Source organism: Alkalithermobacter thermoalcaliphilus JW-YL-7 = DSM 7308, from assembly GCA_001584565.1.
Taxonomy (GTDB): domain Bacteria; phylum Bacillota; class Clostridia; order Peptostreptococcales; family Peptostreptococcaceae; genus Alkalithermobacter; species Alkalithermobacter thermoalcaliphilus.
The window spans coordinates 1,404,496-1,420,964 of sequence record LSFY01000001.1; the positions used below are offsets into that span (position 1 = coordinate 1,404,496).

Annotated in this window: 16 protein-coding genes; 2 read left to right on the top strand and 14 right to left on the bottom strand. The window is 29.6% G+C overall.

The window, feature by feature from the left end:
* Positions 1-5: 5 nt before the first annotated feature.
* The 13 genes from JWYL7_RS07325 to JWYL7_RS07380 form a co-directional block, all read right to left on the bottom strand.
* A complete protein-coding gene (locus JWYL7_RS07325) occupies positions 6-905 on the bottom strand; it encodes an ABC transporter permease (protein WP_066071130.1) in 900 nt (299 codons plus the stop codon).
* Positions 906-916: 11 nt separating this feature from the next.
* Positions 917-1,837 carry an ABC transporter permease gene (locus JWYL7_RS07330; protein WP_066071133.1) on the bottom strand — a complete coding sequence of 307 codons (921 nt, stop codon included), beginning with the start codon at positions 1,835-1,837 and terminating at the stop codon, positions 917-919.
* Between the two features lie 139 nt (positions 1,838-1,976).
* Positions 1,977-2,072, bottom strand: a complete 96-nt coding sequence (locus tag JWYL7_RS10935) for an iron hydrogenase small subunit (RefSeq protein WP_072280252.1) — start codon at positions 2,070-2,072, stop codon at positions 1,977-1,979.
* Entirely contained in the window at positions 2,069-3,274 is a 1,206-nt protein-coding gene (locus JWYL7_RS07335; protein ID WP_083528332.1) for a [Fe-Fe] hydrogenase large subunit C-terminal domain-containing protein, read from the bottom strand. The genes JWYL7_RS10935 and JWYL7_RS07335 overlap by 4 nt, the downstream gene beginning before the upstream one ends.
* Positions 3,275-3,289: 15 nt before the next feature.
* Positions 3,290-5,104, bottom strand: coding sequence for an NADH-quinone oxidoreductase subunit NuoF (nuoF, locus tag JWYL7_RS07340; RefSeq protein WP_083528334.1), 1,815 nt, complete (start codon positions 5,102-5,104; stop codon positions 3,290-3,292).
* Positions 5,105-5,128: 24 nt separating this feature from the next.
* A complete protein-coding gene (locus tag JWYL7_RS07345; RefSeq protein ID WP_066071136.1) occupies positions 5,129-5,611 on the bottom strand; it encodes an NADH-quinone oxidoreductase subunit NuoE family protein in 483 nt (160 codons plus the stop codon).
* Between the two features lie 218 nt (positions 5,612-5,829).
* Positions 5,830-7,260: an Asp-tRNA(Asn)/Glu-tRNA(Gln) amidotransferase subunit GatB gene (gatB, locus tag JWYL7_RS07350; RefSeq protein WP_066071138.1), complete on the bottom strand. Its 1,431-nt coding sequence runs from the start codon at positions 7,258-7,260 to the stop codon at positions 5,830-5,832.
* A gap of 16 nt (positions 7,261-7,276) precedes the next feature.
* On the bottom strand, positions 7,277-8,734 hold the full coding sequence (gatA, locus tag JWYL7_RS07355; protein ID WP_066071140.1) for an Asp-tRNA(Asn)/Glu-tRNA(Gln) amidotransferase subunit GatA: 1,458 nt from the start codon (positions 8,732-8,734) through the stop codon (positions 7,277-7,279).
* Positions 8,735-8,749: 15 nt separating this feature from the next.
* Positions 8,750-9,034: an Asp-tRNA(Asn)/Glu-tRNA(Gln) amidotransferase subunit GatC gene (gatC, locus tag JWYL7_RS07360; RefSeq protein ID WP_149683686.1), complete on the bottom strand. Its 285-nt coding sequence runs from the start codon at positions 9,032-9,034 to the stop codon at positions 8,750-8,752.
* Positions 9,035-9,060: 26 nt separating this feature from the next.
* Positions 9,061-9,699 (bottom strand): Crp/Fnr family transcriptional regulator, encoded by a 639-nt coding sequence (locus JWYL7_RS07365; RefSeq protein ID WP_066071146.1) that lies wholly within the window; start codon positions 9,697-9,699, stop codon positions 9,061-9,063.
* Between the two features lie 18 nt (positions 9,700-9,717).
* Positions 9,718-11,733: an NAD-dependent DNA ligase LigA gene (ligA, locus tag JWYL7_RS07370; RefSeq protein ID WP_066071149.1), complete on the bottom strand. Its 2,016-nt coding sequence runs from the start codon at positions 11,731-11,733 to the stop codon at positions 9,718-9,720.
* 61 nt (positions 11,734-11,794) lie between these two features.
* Complete coding sequence (locus tag JWYL7_RS07375) at positions 11,795-12,721, bottom strand: metal ABC transporter solute-binding protein, Zn/Mn family (RefSeq protein WP_066071151.1); 927 nt, start codon at positions 12,719-12,721, stop codon at positions 11,795-11,797.
* 115 nt (positions 12,722-12,836) lie between these two features.
* Entirely contained in the window at positions 12,837-13,193 is a 357-nt protein-coding gene (locus JWYL7_RS07380) for a hypothetical protein (protein ID WP_066071154.1), read from the bottom strand.
* A gap of 152 nt (positions 13,194-13,345) precedes the next feature.
* On the opposite strand from JWYL7_RS07380, the gene JWYL7_RS07385 reads away from it, so the two are divergent.
* Together JWYL7_RS07385 and JWYL7_RS07390 are read left to right on the top strand one after the other, a co-directional pair.
* Positions 13,346-14,044, top strand: a complete 699-nt coding sequence (locus tag JWYL7_RS07385; RefSeq protein ID WP_066071157.1) for a response regulator transcription factor — start codon at positions 13,346-13,348, stop codon at positions 14,042-14,044.
* A complete protein-coding gene (locus tag JWYL7_RS07390; protein WP_066071160.1) occupies positions 14,034-15,410 on the top strand; it encodes a HAMP domain-containing sensor histidine kinase in 1,377 nt (458 codons plus the stop codon). Before JWYL7_RS07385 ends, JWYL7_RS07390 begins: the two co-directional genes overlap by 11 nt.
* 14 nt (positions 15,411-15,424) lie before the next feature.
* Here JWYL7_RS07390 and JWYL7_RS07395 read toward each other — a convergent pair whose 3' ends face one another.
* On the bottom strand, positions 15,425-16,468 hold the full coding sequence (locus JWYL7_RS07395) for an ABC transporter ATP-binding protein (RefSeq protein ID WP_066071163.1): 1,044 nt from the start codon (positions 16,466-16,468) through the stop codon (positions 15,425-15,427).
* Position 16,469 lies beyond the last annotated feature (1 nt).

Below are 16,469 nucleotides of genomic sequence, written 5' to 3' on the forward strand. Positions count from 1 at the left end.
CCCCTTTATTTACGCATACGTGGATCTAAAGCATCTCTTAATCCGTCACCTAAAAAGTTAAACGCAAGCATAGTTACTGATATAGCAAGTGCAGGAAAAAATAATTGATATGGATAAACTCTTATGCTACCTAATGCATCACTTGCTAAAACTCCCCAAGATGCTTGTGGTGCTGATACTCCAAGCCCTATAAATGATAAAAATGCTTCTGTAAATATTGCTGATGGTATTGACATTGTCATAGTTACTATTATAGGACCCATAGCATTTGGAATAAGGTGCCTTAAAATTATTCTCATTCCACTAGCTCCAAGTGTCTTTGCTGCAAGAACATATTCTTGTTCTTTTAAAGATAATATCTGACCCCTAACTATACGGGCCATAGAAAGCCAATATACCGATCCTATTGCTATTAATATACTTTTAAGTCCTGAACCTATAACTACCATTAAAAGTATTACATATAAAGTTAGGGGGATAGTTGATAGTATATCTACTATTCTCATCATAATATTGTCTACTTTTCCACCTAAATATCCAGATATTCCTCCATATAATACTCCAACAACTAAATTTATAATGGATGCTACTATTCCAACTGTAAGCGATATTCTAGCTCCGTATAATACTCTTACAAAAAGATCCCTTCCATGTTTATCTGTTCCAAACCAATGTTTTGAGCTAGGTCCTTGATTTGCTAAAGCTAAGTTTTGATCTGAATATGAATATCTAGACAACATAGGGCCAATTATTGCAAGTAATATTAAAAATACTAAAAATATCAATCCACCCATGGCCACTTTGTTAGCTTTTAGCCTTCTCCAAACATCTTGCCAATAAGTCATAGATGGCCTTACTATTTGTTCACAATCTTTTTCTTCTTGACTTATAAACTCCCAATCCATTGCTTTCCCTCCTACTCATCGAGTTTTATTCTTGGGTCTACCAATCCATAAAGTATATCTACAATAAACATCATTCCAACTAAAAATACGGCATAAAATATCGTAACTCCCATTATAACTGTATAGTCTCTGTTAGTTATACTTTCTACAAAGAATCTTCCAAGTCCAGGTATTGCAAATATTTTTTCTATAACAAATGATCCTGTTAAAAGAGTTGCAACTAATGGCCCTACATAAGTAATTATCGGAATTAGTGCATTTTTAAGAGCATGTTTAAATATTACTACTCCCTCACTTAATCCTTTTGCTCTTGCTGTTCTTATATAATCCTGAGATATAACTTCTAGCATAGTAGATCTTGTCAATCTTGCTATAAATGCTAAAGAGTAAGCCGAAAGAGCTATAGTAGGCATAATCATATGTTGAATAGTTCCCCATCTAGCTGATGGAAGAATATTTAGTCTAACAGAAAATACATAAATCATAACTGTTGCTACAACAAAGCTAGGTATAGTAACTCCAAGGACAGCAAACAACATTACTGCACTATCTATCCATGTACCTTGTTTTAAAGCAGCTATTACACCTATTGGTATTCCAATAGCAAGTATCAATATTATAGCTACTCCCCCTAACTGAGCTGATGCTGGAAATGACCTTGATATTATGTCGTTAACACTTTGCCCTTTTAGTTTAAAAGATGGTCCTAAATCTCCCTTAGCTACACTAAGTAAATAATCTGTGTATTGCTTAATTAGCGGATCATCAAGCTTATACTTTTCTCTTAAGGCCTGTTCTGTTGCAGGTGGCAATTTTTTTTCTCCAGTAAAAGGTCCCCCTGGTATTGCATGCATTAACACAAATGTAATTGTAATTACTAAAAAAATTGTGATAAACATAGATACAAATCTGTTTAAAATATACTTTAGCACCCGTTACCCCCTCCTTATGTAATTTTTTTACATGATGTATTTTTAATATGTATTATATAGATGTCAATTAAGTTTAATGACTAAATAATTTTTTATGACAAGATTTTTTGCTACAAAAAAGAGACAGATAATCTGTCTCTTAGACTTTGTTTTTATATGAATACTTTGTATGAAGAAGATGATGTGACTTTTTACTTAGAGGCTCCCATAAGAATTTTTCATATATTTCTTTTATATATGGATTTTAAGGTGAGCTAATTCTCTTGTAGATATACATATATCTACATCTGGATTTCCATTTACTTTGAATTCTTCTTTAGATGCCTCAAACTTTTTAGCAAGGCAAGGCATAACCGATACTACAACCATTTTCTCTCTTGGTATCAAAAGCTTTTGTGCAAAATATGATTTTACAATCGACCCAAACATTTGTTGAGGAGATTTTGCTGAAGAAGGTGTATCTAAAAGATCATGAAACTGACTTTCAAGAAAATTTACCCAACCTGGACAACAGGAAGTTAACATAGGAAGCTTTACTGTTTCATCTTTATTTATATACCTTTCAATTCTATCTAATAACTCTGCACCTTCTTCCATAATAGTTAAATCTGCTGCAAAATCAGTATCAAATACATAATCAAATCCTAATCTTCTGAGTGCAGCTACCATCTTTCCTGTAACTACTTGCCCTGCCTCTAATCCAAATTCTTCTCCAAGTGCAACTCTTACAGCAGGAGCTGTTTGTACTATAACTACCTTATCCTTATTCACTAGAGCATCTACAACAGCCCATATATTCTCTTTTTCAGTTAGTGCTCCTACTGGACATACTGCAACACATTGACCACAATAAGTACATACAGTGTTTTCTAGTTTTTCTTCAAATGCAGGAGATACAACAGCATTAAATCCTCTATTTATTGCTGATAGAGCACCTACAGTTTGAACATTATTGCACATAGTTTCACATCTTCTACACATTATACATTTATCCATATCTCTTACTATAGAAGTTGAAATATCTTTTATATAGGTTGATTTTTCACCATCATAATAGTGAACCTGTCTTAATCCAAACCTTTGTGCTAGGTCTTGTAACTTACAATTTCCTGACTTTTTACATATCAAACAGTCTTGAGGATGATCTGATAACATTAATTCTAAAATAGTTCTTCTAGCATTTAATACCCTTAATGTATTAGTTTTTACAACCATATTTTCATAAACAGGAGTTGCACATGCTGGTGCTAAATTTCTCCTTCCTTCAACTTCTACAACACATATTCTACAAGTTGCACATTTATTAACCATCTTTATATCATGCAAGTCAAGATGACAAAGAGTAGGAATATCTATCCCAACTTTTTCAGCTGCCTGTAATATAGTACTTCCTTCCTCTATGCTGATTCTTTTACCATCTATTATAATATTTACCATATGATCCCCCTTACACTAATCTTTCTTGATAGCATAAAACTTACATTTATCCATACATGCACCACATTTTATACATTTTATTTGATCTATGACATGAGCTTGCTTTAGTCTTCCTGATATGGCGGATGTTGGACATACTTTAGAACAAACTCCACAACCGACACATTTTGATTTTATTATTCTGTATTTTAAGAGTGCATTACATTTTCCAGCTGTACACTTTCCATATTTTACATGATCTTCATACTCATCTAAGAAGGTATTTAAAGTCGATAAAACTGGATTTGGAGCAGTCTGACCTAGTCCACATAAAGCTGTGTCTTTTATAACTTCTGATAATACTTTCAACTGCTCTAAGTCTTCTATTGTTGATTTTCCAGTTGTAATTTTTTCCAATACTTCCCACAATCTTTTTGTTCCTATTCTACATGGTGTACATTTTCCACAGGACTCATCTTGTATAAATTCTAAATAGAATTTTGCAACACTTGGCATACAATCTTCTTCATCCATAACTATCATTCCACCTGATCCCATCATAGATCCCCTACTAACTAAACTTTCAAAGTCTATTGGAGTATCTAGATCGTTTTCAGTTAAACACCCTCCAGACGGTCCTCCTGTTTGAACTGCTTTAAATTTTTTGTCGCCTACTATTCCTCCACCTATATCAAATATAACTTCTCTCAGAGTTGTTCCCATTGCTACTTCTATAAGTCCAACATTTTTTACCTTTCCTGCTAATGCAAATACTTTAGTTCCTTTAGACCTTTCTGTTCCTATTTTATTAAACCAATCCGAACCATTCAAAATTATAACTGGTATATTTGCAAATGTTTCAACATTATTCACATTAGTAGGTTTGCCCCAAAGTCCACTTTCTGCTGGAAAAGGTGGTTTTGTAGTAGGCTCTCCTCTTTCTCCTTCTATTGAATGTATCAAAGCTGTTTCTTCTCCACATACAAATGCTCCTGCTCCATATTTAATTTCAATGTCAAAATCAAACTCGCTACCCATTATATTTTTTCCTAAAAGTCCATATTCTCTAGCATCATCTATAGCTTTTTGAAGCCTTTTTATTGCTAGAGGATACTCTGCACGAATATATACTTTTCCTTCATCTGCACCTATTGCATAACCACAAATAATCATAGCTTCAACTATTGAATGTGGATCTCCCTCTAATATAGATCTATCCATAAATGCTCCTGGATCTCCTTCATCAGCATTACAAATTACATATTTTTTATCTGATTTACTTTTTCTTGCATACTCCCATTTAACTCCTGTTGGAAATCCTCCTCCACCTCTTCCTCTAAGGCCTGATTTTTTTATTTCTTCAATTACTTTGTCGGGATCTAAATCAAATAAAACTTTTCCTAAAGCTTCATATCCATCTACACATATATAATCATTTATACTTTCTGGATCTATTGATCCACAATTTCTAAGAACTATCTTCATTTGTTTATTGTCTTTATCTGTTAAAACTCCCTCGATCTCTGACTTATTTTCTATATACTCATCTACTATATTTTTTGCTAAATGTTTGTCTACATTTCCAAATACTACTTCTTCACCTGCCTTTATTACTTTAATGGTAGGTTCTGCATAACAATATCCCATGCACCCTGTTTTTTCTACAATCACATTTTTGATACCTTTACGAGATATACTTTCGGTTAAAACATCCATAACCTCTTTAGCCCCTGCTGCTATACTACAAGTTGCCATAGCTACTTTTATAATTACTAATTCTTCACTAGACTTTTTACTTTTTAAATCATTTTTCATATTTGCCAAGTCACTAATACATCTTATCTTTCTCATCTTCTACCTCCAGGCAATTTAGTTTTATTCGCACTCTTGAATAATTTTTGATACCTTATCAGGTGTAACTCTTCCATAAACTTTTTCTCCTATCATAACTACCGGAGCAAGCCCACAAGCTCCAACACACCTTAATACGTTTATAGAAAACTTTCCATCATCTGTAACTTCTCCTATTGTTATTCCTAGTATTTTTTTAAATTCATCTAATATTTTTTCTGAATCTCTAACATAACAAGCTGTACCCATACATATAGATATTGGATACTGCCCTTGGGGAGTCATATTAAAAAAAGAATAAAAACTTACTACCCCATAAACCTTAGAGGTATGTACTCCTAACTTTTGTGCAACAAACTGTTGAACTTCTCTTGGAATATATCCAAAAATTTCTTGAGCCTTATGAAGTACTATTATAAGCTCAGCTTTTTTATCTTCTAATGAGTCTATAAAGTCTTCTAATTCTTTAAATTTACTCTCTAGTGATTTATTTTTAAAATCTTTCATCAATCTACCCCCTAATTCATCTTGAATTTATATATTAAATAAATATGTTTTATGTCTGAAAATTATGGTATTACTAGCTTTTATCTATTTATTAACAAAAAAATAGGGTTTTTGGATATCCAAAAACCCTATTTTAAGGTGTTTTCATTTATTGATATATTAATATTTCATGAGTTTATGCCAAGTATTTGTTAATATATAAGCAATATATTATTTGTCTACATATTATCTATTATTTCTTTTAACATACTGTTTACTATTTGAGGATTTGCTTTACCTTGACTTGCTTTCATTATTTGTCCAACTAAGAATCCAAACGCTCTTTGTTTTCCATTTTTATAATCTTCTATTGATTGTTTGTTATTTTCAAGAACACTTATTATTATCTGTTTTATTTCATTTTCATCTTGAAGCTGAACAAGTCCCATCTGTTCTATTATTTCATTTGGTTTTTTGCCTGTTTCAAACATAGCTCTAAATACTTTTTTACCTGCATTATTATTTATTTTGCCTTGTGATATTGCACTTAAAAGATCAGCAAAATCTTCTTTTTCAAATTTTAGATCTGAAAGGGTTATTCCTTCATCGTTGACTCTTCTTAAAAGTTCTGTCATTATCCAGTTGCTAACTACTTTAGGCTCATTGAACAGTTTTACTATATCTTCAAAATAACTTGACAGCTCCTTACTTGATGTAAGTATCTTAGCATCATATTCTGGTATCATATATTCTTTTATAAATCTTTCTCTTTTTTGATCAGGAAGCTCTGGTAAAGATTTTTTTACATTTTCAATAAATTCATCACTTATATTTATGTTAACAATATCTGGCTCTGGGAAATATCTGTAATCCTGAACAGTTTCTTTGCTTCTCATAGATATTGTTCTATTTTCACTATCATCCCATCTTCTAGTTTCTCTTACTGTATTTTGTCCGCTTTCTAAAAGATCTATATGTCTTTTAATTTCATACTCCATAGCTTTTACTGCAGCTTTAAAAGAGTTTAAATTTTTAAGTTCAACTATGTTTGACTTTAATCCATCTTCTCTTACAACATTTATATTTACATCGCATCTTAAAGATCCTTGTTCCATTTTTACATCTGATACTCCTGTAAATAAAAGTACTTCCTTTAATTTCTCAAGGAATTTATATGCTTCTTCAGGAGAGTTCATATCAGGTTCTGTAACTATCTCTATAAGAGGCACTCCACTTCTATTATAATCTAATAATGTATCCCCAGAGGTATCATGTAAAGACTTACCTGTATCTTCTTCTATATGTATTCTTCTTATTCTTATATTTTTAGTTGTTTTATCTTCTTTTTCTATCTGTATAAATCCATTTTCACAAAGTGGAATATCATACTGAGATATTTGATATGCCTTTGTAAGGTCAGGATAAAAATAATTTTTTCTATCCATTTTAGTATGTCTTGCTATATTACAGTTAAATGCTAGTCCTGCCATTATTGCATACTCTAAAACTTTTTTATTTAGTACTGGTAAAGAACCTGGAAGCCCCAAGCAAACAGGACAACAGTTGGTATTTACATCTGCTCCAAACTCGTTTTTGCATGAGCAAAATATTTTTGTATTAGTTAAAAGTTCTGCGTGTATCTCAAGTCCTATAAGAGTTTTATAATTCATCTTTTTCACCTCCATCTTATAAGTTCGGTCTTTTGTCTTTAAAGTCTCCACAACTTTCATATGCATGTGCAACTTTTAAAACAGTAGCTTCATCAAAGTGCTTTCCTATTATTTGCATTCCTATTGGAAGAGAGTTTTTAAATCCACACGGAATAGATATTGCTGGAACTCCAGCCATATTAGCAGGTATTGTGCATACATCTTCCATATACATAGAAAGTGGATCTTGATTTTTTTCTCCAAAATTAAATGCAACATTAGGAACTGTAGGAGCTATTATAACATCTACATCTTCAAATGCCTTTTCAAAATCTTGCTTTATTAAAGTTCTAACCTGAAGTGCTTTTTTGTAATAAGCATCATAATATCCTGAACTAAGCGCATAAGTTCCTATAACTATTCTTCTTTTAACTTCCTCTCCAAATCCTTCACTTCTACTTTTTATATATAAATCATCTAACGAATCAAATTCTTTTGTTCTATATCCATATCTTATTCCATCAAATCTTGCAAGGTTTGAACTAGCCTCACTAGGAGCTATAATATAATATGTTGCTACTGCATATTTAGTATGAGGAAGAGATATTTCTTTAACAATAGCTCCAAGTTCCTTTAATTGTTCAACTCCTGCAAGTACTGCTTTTTTTACATCTTCATCTATTCCTTGTGCAAAATACTCTTTAGGAATTCCTATCTTTATTCCTTTAACATTTCCATCTAAAAATTTAGTATAATCTGGTACTTCTATTGGCGAGCTTGTCCCGTCCATATCATCTTTCCCAGCTATTTCTTTTAATACTAATGCACAGTCATATACATCTTTAGTAAATATCCCTACTTGATCTAAAGACGAACCAAATGCTATAAGTCCATATCTTGATACTCTTCCGTAAGTTGGCTTAAGCCCAACTATTCCTGTTAAAGCTGCTGGTTGTCTAACAGATCCTCCAGTGTCTGAACCTAATGAACAAAATACCTGACCTGCTGCAACTGAAGAAGCAGAACCACCTGATGAACCACCTGGAACTTTATTTAAATCCCATGGATTTTTTGTTTTCTTAAATGCTGATGTTTCTGTTGAAGAACCCATAGCAAATTCATCCATATTTGTTTTCCCTATAAGAACAGTCCCGCTTTTATTTAACTTTTCTACAACTGTTGCATTATATGGAGGAATAAAATTTTCTAGCATTCTTGATGCACAAGTAGTTTTTATTCCCTCTGTACATATATTATCTTTTATAGCTATAGGTATTCCTGCAAGAGAAGATACTTTTTCTCCATTTGCTATTTTTTTATCTACTTTCTTTGCTTGTTCAATAGCAACATCTTCTGTTATACATAAAAAAGAATCTACTTTTTTTTCTATTTCTTTCGCTTTTTCAAGCATTTTTTCTGTAAGTTCAAGCGCTGTTATTTCTCTATTTTTAATTTTTTCGCTTATTTGCTTTATAGTCATTTTATGTAAATCCAAATTACTCACTCCTTTCTAGTCTAATACTTTAGGCACTTTAAAACATCCCATTTCTTTATCTGGTGCATTTTGAAGAACTTTTTCTCTATCTAGAGATTTTCCTACATTATCTTCTCTAAAGGCATTTTTTAGATCTATAGGATTATATGTAATATCTACATTATCTACATTTACCTCATCGAGCATTTTTACATAACTTAATACATTATCAAGCTTTTTTACTATCATGTCTATTTCGTCTTCTCTAAATTCTAGTTTTGCAAGTTTTGCTACATTTTGTATTGTTGATTTATCTACCATAATTTCACTCCTTTCGATATAAAAGTCTAAGAAAAATTATACATCTTTTCATTAAAATAATCTAGGTTAAGAACTATCTTATCTTTATCATAATGAAAAGCTCCTTCTTCTTCAAGCTCTTTAAAGTTTCTCGAAACTACCTCTCTTGAACTTCCTATCATATTTGCTATCTTTTGTTTTGTATAAGGAAGTTTAAATATATGAGTTTTTTTAAGCTCATAGTGGTTATACAAAAATTTTATTAGTTTATCCTTAACAGTCTTTAATGATAGTATTTCTATTTGGTTATTTAAAATAAATATCTTTGTAGTTATTTCACTTAAGAATACTTCCATAAACTTTTTATTCATACTAGATATTTGTATAAGTGTATCTTTAGTAATATTACCTATCTTACAGTCTTTATCTGCTATAACATATACAGGATAATGAAGTTGTTCAAATACCAATGCTTCTCCAAAAAAAGCTCCTTTTTTTAATATAGCAACTATCTGCTCTCTTCCATCTGTTGAATATTTTACAAGCCTTACACTCCCACCTAGTACAAACGATAAATATTTACATATATTAAGAGGGGTATATATTTGCTCTCCTTTTTTATACTCTTTTACAATCATGTTTTTATTTAAAAACTCCATCTCACTTTCATTTAGAAAATCTATCATCATTATCACCCCATATTTTTATGATATATTTTTCATAACATCTTCTTTTGATTTCATCTTTATAATTTCTTCGAATTTTTCCTCATCTATTACTTTTATTCCAAGCTCTGTAGCCTTTTGTAATTTTGATCCTGCATCACTTCCTGCAAGTACAAATGATGTATTTTTACTAACACTTGATGTTACGTTTCCTCCTAGACTTTCTATTATTTCTTTTGCTTGATTTCTTTTGAATTTTTCTAATGTTCCTGTTAATACTATCTTTAATCCATCAAATATTTTTATATTATCTTCCTCTTTTAGAGATTTTAGGTTTACTCCTGCATTTTTCAATTTTTCTATAACCTCAAGATTAGTTTTATTATTGAAAAATTCTACAACACTTTGTGCCATTTTTTCTCCGAATTCATCTATTTTTATTAAGTCTTCAAACTTTGCATTTATTATGTTGTCAATAGTCTTAAAATTATCTGAAAGTATTTTAGCTCCCTTTTCTCCTATATAATTTATTCCAAGGCCAAATATTAATCTTGATAAATCGTTTTGCTTAGATTTTTCAATAGAACTAATTAGATTTTGTGCTGACTTTTCTCCCATTCTTTCTAAATTAATCAAATCTTTTTTTTCTAAATAATAAAGATCTGCTACATCTTTTATAAGTTTTTTATCAAGAAGCATTGTTACAATAGATTCTCCTAACCCCTCTATATTCATAGCATTTCTAGATACAAAGTGAATAATACCTCTTCTTATTTGAGCAGGACAAAGACTATTTATACACTTAACAGCTACTTCTCCTTCTTGTCTATAAACCTTTGAGTTACATTCTGGACAAATATCTGGCATATTAAATTCTATTTCATCTCCTGTTCTTTCATCTAGAACAACCTCAACAACTTCTGGAATTACATCCCCAGCTTTTTGAATTATAACCGTATCTCCTATTCTTATATCTTTTTGCTTAATATAATCTTCATTATGAAGAGTTGCCCTGCTTATAGTTGATCCTGCTACACTTACTGGGCTAAGAATTGCTGTTGGTGTTAAATTTCCCGTTCTTCCTACTTGAACTATTATATCTAAAACTTTTGTTTTCTTTTTCTCTGCTGGAAACTTGTATGCTATTGCCCATCTAGGACTTTTAGCAGTATTTCCTAATATCTGTCTTTGATTTAAGTCGTTTACTTTTATTACTATACCATCTATCTCAAAATCTAGTTTATACCTATTTTCTTGATAATAATTTATAAATTCCATTAAGCTATCTATATCCTTACACACTTTATAATTAGGACTTACTTTAAATCCTAAATTCTTTAGATATTCTAATCCTTCACTGTGTGTTTGTATGTCTTTCCCTTTTATCGATTGTATATTAAATACAAATATATCTAGGTTTCTTTTAGCTGTAACTTTAGGATCTAATTGTCTTAAAGATCCAGCTGCTGCATTTCTAGGGTTTGCAAATTTAGGTAAGTTATTTTCTTCTTGATATATATTTAATTTTTCAAACCTTTCCTTTGATATAAAAACTTCACCTCTAACTTGTATATCTATGTTGTCTTTTAACTTAATAGGTATAGATTTTATTGTTTTCAAATTTAATGTCACATCTTCCCCTACTTGTCCATCTCCTCTTGTAGCTCCAGTTTTTAATATTCCATTCTCATATGAAAGACAAACAGAAAGTCCGTCTATTTTAAGCTCTGCTACATACTCTACATTAGAAGAAACTACTCCTTTTACTCTTTTATCAAAGTCTTTTATATCACTTTCTGAGTAAGCATTGGATAAACTCAGCATAGGAACTGTGTGAACTACTTGATTAAATTTATCAACAGCATATCCTCCAACTCTTTGAGTTGGAGAATCTTGTAATTTATATTCTGGATATTTTTCTTCAAGATCTATTAGCTTTCTCATAAGATCATCGTATTCATTATCGCTAATTTCAGGATTATCTTCTACATAATATTTGTGGTTGTGATAATTTATAATATCAACAAGTTCTTTTATTTTCTTTTGTATTTCCATACTGTTCCTACCTTTCAAGCTCTATTTTTTATCCTTAAATTTTAATTATACTAGAAAAATGCTATTCATTTAATGCATTTTTCATCTTATATAAATTTTCTTTCATTTTATATATATAATCTTTTCCTTCCTTCATATCTTCTACAGTAATTCCTTCTATAGTATACAGTGTTTCTGTTTTTCCTCCCACTTCTTTAGCTAAAGTTTCGGATAGCTTAGACGTAACTAATTTGTCAAAAAATACAGTTTTTATTTCTTTTTCTTTCATTATTCTAGTTAAATCTGAAAGAACTTTTAAACTAGGTTCTTGATGAGACGATACTCCCGAAATACCTATTATATTTATTCCGTATCTATCTGCTAAATAATTGAATGCTTCGTGAGATACTATTATTTCTTTTCTTTTTGTATTCGATAAATTCTCTTTGTATTCTTTATCTAACTCTATCAATTTATTTTTAAAGTCTTCAAAATTCTGCATGTAATATTCTTTATTTTCACTATCAATCTTACAAAGAGCATTTTTTATTTCTTCACACATTCTTATAGCTCTTATAGGATCTAACCATATATGTGGATCATATTCACCGTGATCATGACTACATCCTTTATGATTATGTATTTTTATAGGATCAGCAACTTCTCCTATCTTAATTATTTTTACATTATTTTTCTCAAGATCTGGTATTAATTTTTCAGCCCATGGCTCCATTTGAAGACCATTTAAAATCAATAAATCTGAATCTTTAATAGATGTTAACACTTTTAAACTAGGTTCAAACTCATGTGGTTCTGCTCCTGGTGGAATTATAAGATTTAGCTCTATTTTTTCTTTTCCTATTTTGTTTGCAAAATCATACATAGGGTAAAAACTTGCATATACTTTTATTTTTTCTTCACTTACATTTGTAGTTTCAACTACATCTTCACTAGAGCATCCTGTAAAAAGTGTAAGTGTAAATAATAAAATAAATAATATTTTCTTCATAATGAATACCCCTTTCCCATTAAATTATTCTGTTTACAACAATTATTATATATTAATTTTATACAATTTAATCCAAAAAAATAAGGGCTTTGGAATACTTCCAAAGCCCTTATTTCTATTGTAAAGGAGCACTTTCTATTATATTTAGGTTTTCATTTGTGCAATTTTGACATTCTTTTTTAAATCTTTTTCTTTGTTTTCTAAATCCATTATTTCTTTCATCTAAATTGTTAGGACATTCAAATCCATTTTGTCTGTGATACTCAATTTTCTCATTTAGTCTTTCATTCATTCTTTCTGCTTGTTCTTGAGTTATTCTTCCCTCTTTTAAAGCTTGAGCAATTTTCTCTCTTTTCCAAGTAGTCATTTCATTAAACCATGATGGTTCCTCTGATTTTGTATCAGCAAACGAAAATATTGAAGCTGATAAAATTAAAGTTGCTACTAATGCGAAAAATACAACTTTTTTCATTTTTCATTTCTCCTTTCATTTTTTATTTTGTTTAAGCTTATTATAGGCATAAAATATGAAGATCTTATGAAGGTATCAAAAAACTTTCTTCATAAAATCTTCATATTTATTAATTAGTATATATTAGATATACTTTTAAAAGAGGTGATTTTATGAAAAAGAAAGTTTTAATAGTTGAAGATGAAGATAAAATTGCTGATATAGTAAAAGCTTATCTTGAAAATGAAGGTTTTGATGCTTATATATGTAAAAATGGAGTACAAGTAATTGATACATTTAGTAATAAATCGTTCGATGTTGTTATTTTAGATTTGATGCTTCCAGGGATTTCAGGAGAAGAAATATGCAAAAGACTGAGAACATTTTCAAATGTACCAATAATAATGTTAACTGCAAAGTCAGATGAAGAATCTAAACTTGAAGGATTTGCTCTAGGAGCTGATGATTATATAACTAAACCATTTAGTCCTAGAGAACTTGTAAGTAGGGTAAAAGCTTTACTTAGAAGAACAGAGAGTAAATCCTCTATTTTAGCAGACATAATTTCTTTTAATAATGATCTTGAAATAGATATAAGAAGACAAGAAGTAAGAAAAAATAACAAGCTAGTTTATTTAACCCCAAATGAATACAAAATACTATTAACTTTAGCTTCTAATCCTAATCAAGTTTTTTCAAGAGAAGTTTTAATTGAAACTGCCTTTGGATTTGATTACGATGGATTTTATAGAACTATAGACACACACATAAAGAATATAAGACAAAAGATAGAAGATAATCCTAAATCTCCAAAATATATAAAGACTGTATATGGAGTTGGATATAAATTTGGAGGAAGCAATGAAACTTAATATAAGTAAAAAACTTATAATAAACTTTATAATTGTAACCTTAATATCATTAGTTGCAACTGGATTTATATCTAATTATATTATAGATAAAGAATTTGATATTTATCTAGAAAGAGAACATAAAAATAAAGTTAAAAAAATAGAATCAATCATACAATCTTCATTTGAAGAAAATAACAATATCTTAAAAAGTGATACTTTAACCCAATATGCTATGATTGAAAAATATTATATAGAAATCAAAGATTTGAACGAAAAAACTATATATACTTCTGGAAATAAACACATGATTCTAAAAAACAAAATGAGAAATCACCGAATGATGAAAAGACAACTAGAATATGTATTTAGAGATTACAAAGAAGAAATTTATGATCTAATTGTAAATGACAAAAAAGTAGGAACTGTTATAATAGGATACTTCGGTCCTTCTAATATTTCATCTTCAGCTATTATATTTAAAAATTCTCTATATAAATCTATGGTAATTTCTTCTTGTATTTCTATAATTATAAGTCTATTTATAAGTATTACTTTATCAAGACAAATTTCAATTCCTATAAAAAAAGTTACATCTATATCTAAGCAAATAACAAGGGGAAATTTACTTATAGATACTTGCGTTGATACAAATATAGATGAAATAAATGAGCTTTCTTCATCTATAAATATACTAGCAAAAACACTAAAATCACAATACGATTTAAGAAAAAGACTAATTCGTGATATATCCCATGAAGTTAGAACCCCTCTTTCTAATATAAAAGGATATCTAGAAGCCTTTATAGATGGAATTTTTGAATTAAATAAAAAAAATGTGCAAAGCTGTCTTGATGAAGTAAATAGACTATCAGGATTAATTAATAATCTAAACGAAGTAATAAAACTTGAAAACTCAAATTACTTACTAAACAAAGAAAAATTTTCTTTGAAAGACACAATAAATGAAATAATAAAAATATTATCAATTCAATTTGCTAAAAAAAATATAAACATTAACTATATAAAAGATGATGATTTTGAAGTTTTTATGGACAAAGATAAGTTTAAACAAATAATGTATAACATTTTATCTAATGCATATAAATATTCTCATGAAAATTCTTCAATTAACATTAAGTCTATAGTAGATAAAGATATTATTATAACAATACAAGATTTTGGCGTTGGTATAAACTCGAAAGACTTACCACATATATTTGACTATCTTTATAGAGGAGATATATCAAGAAGTAAATTAACTGGGGGCTATGGGATAGGACTTAGTATAACAAAATCATTAGTCAAAGCCCATGGAGGAAGTATTAGTGTAGAAAGTAAACTTGGATTTGGAACTAAATTCATACTTAAATTTCCAAAAGAATAAGGCGATTTTTCGCCTTATTCTTTCCATATTACTATTTTATCTTTGTCTATACTAAATCTAACACTATCTCCTACTTTCAAATCCTTTGAAGGATCTTCATAGCATACTAAATCTAATATTTCCTTATCTTTAGTTATATAACTTATAAATACTTCTAAATAATCTCCAAAGTACGAAGTTGATCTTACTACTCCACTTAAGTTACCTTCATCATTTATTCTTATACCACTTGGCTTGATAGAAAAATATACTTGTCCTGACATATTCTCTTTATTTTCTATGTTTATATCTGTAAAATCACAAGATAATATATTATTATTTATTTTTCCTTTAAATATATTACTAAAACCTATAAACTCAGCTACAAACTTGTTCTTTGGTTTTTCAAATATTTCCTTTGGAGTGCCTATTTGCTCTACAAATCCATTATTCATAACTATTACTCTATCTGATATTGCCATAGCCTCTTTTTGATCATGGGTTACAAATATTGCTGTAGATTTAGTCTTTTTTATAATAGATACTATTTCTCCTCTCATAGTTGTTCTAAGATCTGTATCTAAGTTAGAAAAAGGCTCATCAAACAATATTACCTTAGGACTTCTAATTAAAGCCCTTGCAAGAGCTACTCTTTGTTGTTGTCCTCCTGAAAGTTCTGATGGGTATCTTTTTTCAAGTCCACTTAACTTTACCAAATGTAATACACTTTGCATTTTTGAGCTTAAATCTTTATCTTTTTTCATTCCGAATGATATATTTTCATAAACCGTTAAATGAGGAAATAAAGCATAATCTTGAAACACCATTCCAACACCTCTTTTTTGAGGTGGTATAAATGTGTTATCATCTACTATATATTCATTACCAAATCTTATTGTGCCGCTTTCAGGTTTTTCAAATCCAGCTATAAGCCTTAATGTTGTAGTCTTTCCACACCCACTAGGCCCTAATAGAGTAACTATTTCTCCATCTTTTATTTGTAAATCTACATTTGATAATGCATATCTTTTTTCTCCTTTATATCTTTTAGATATATTTTTAAGTTCTATACTGGACATA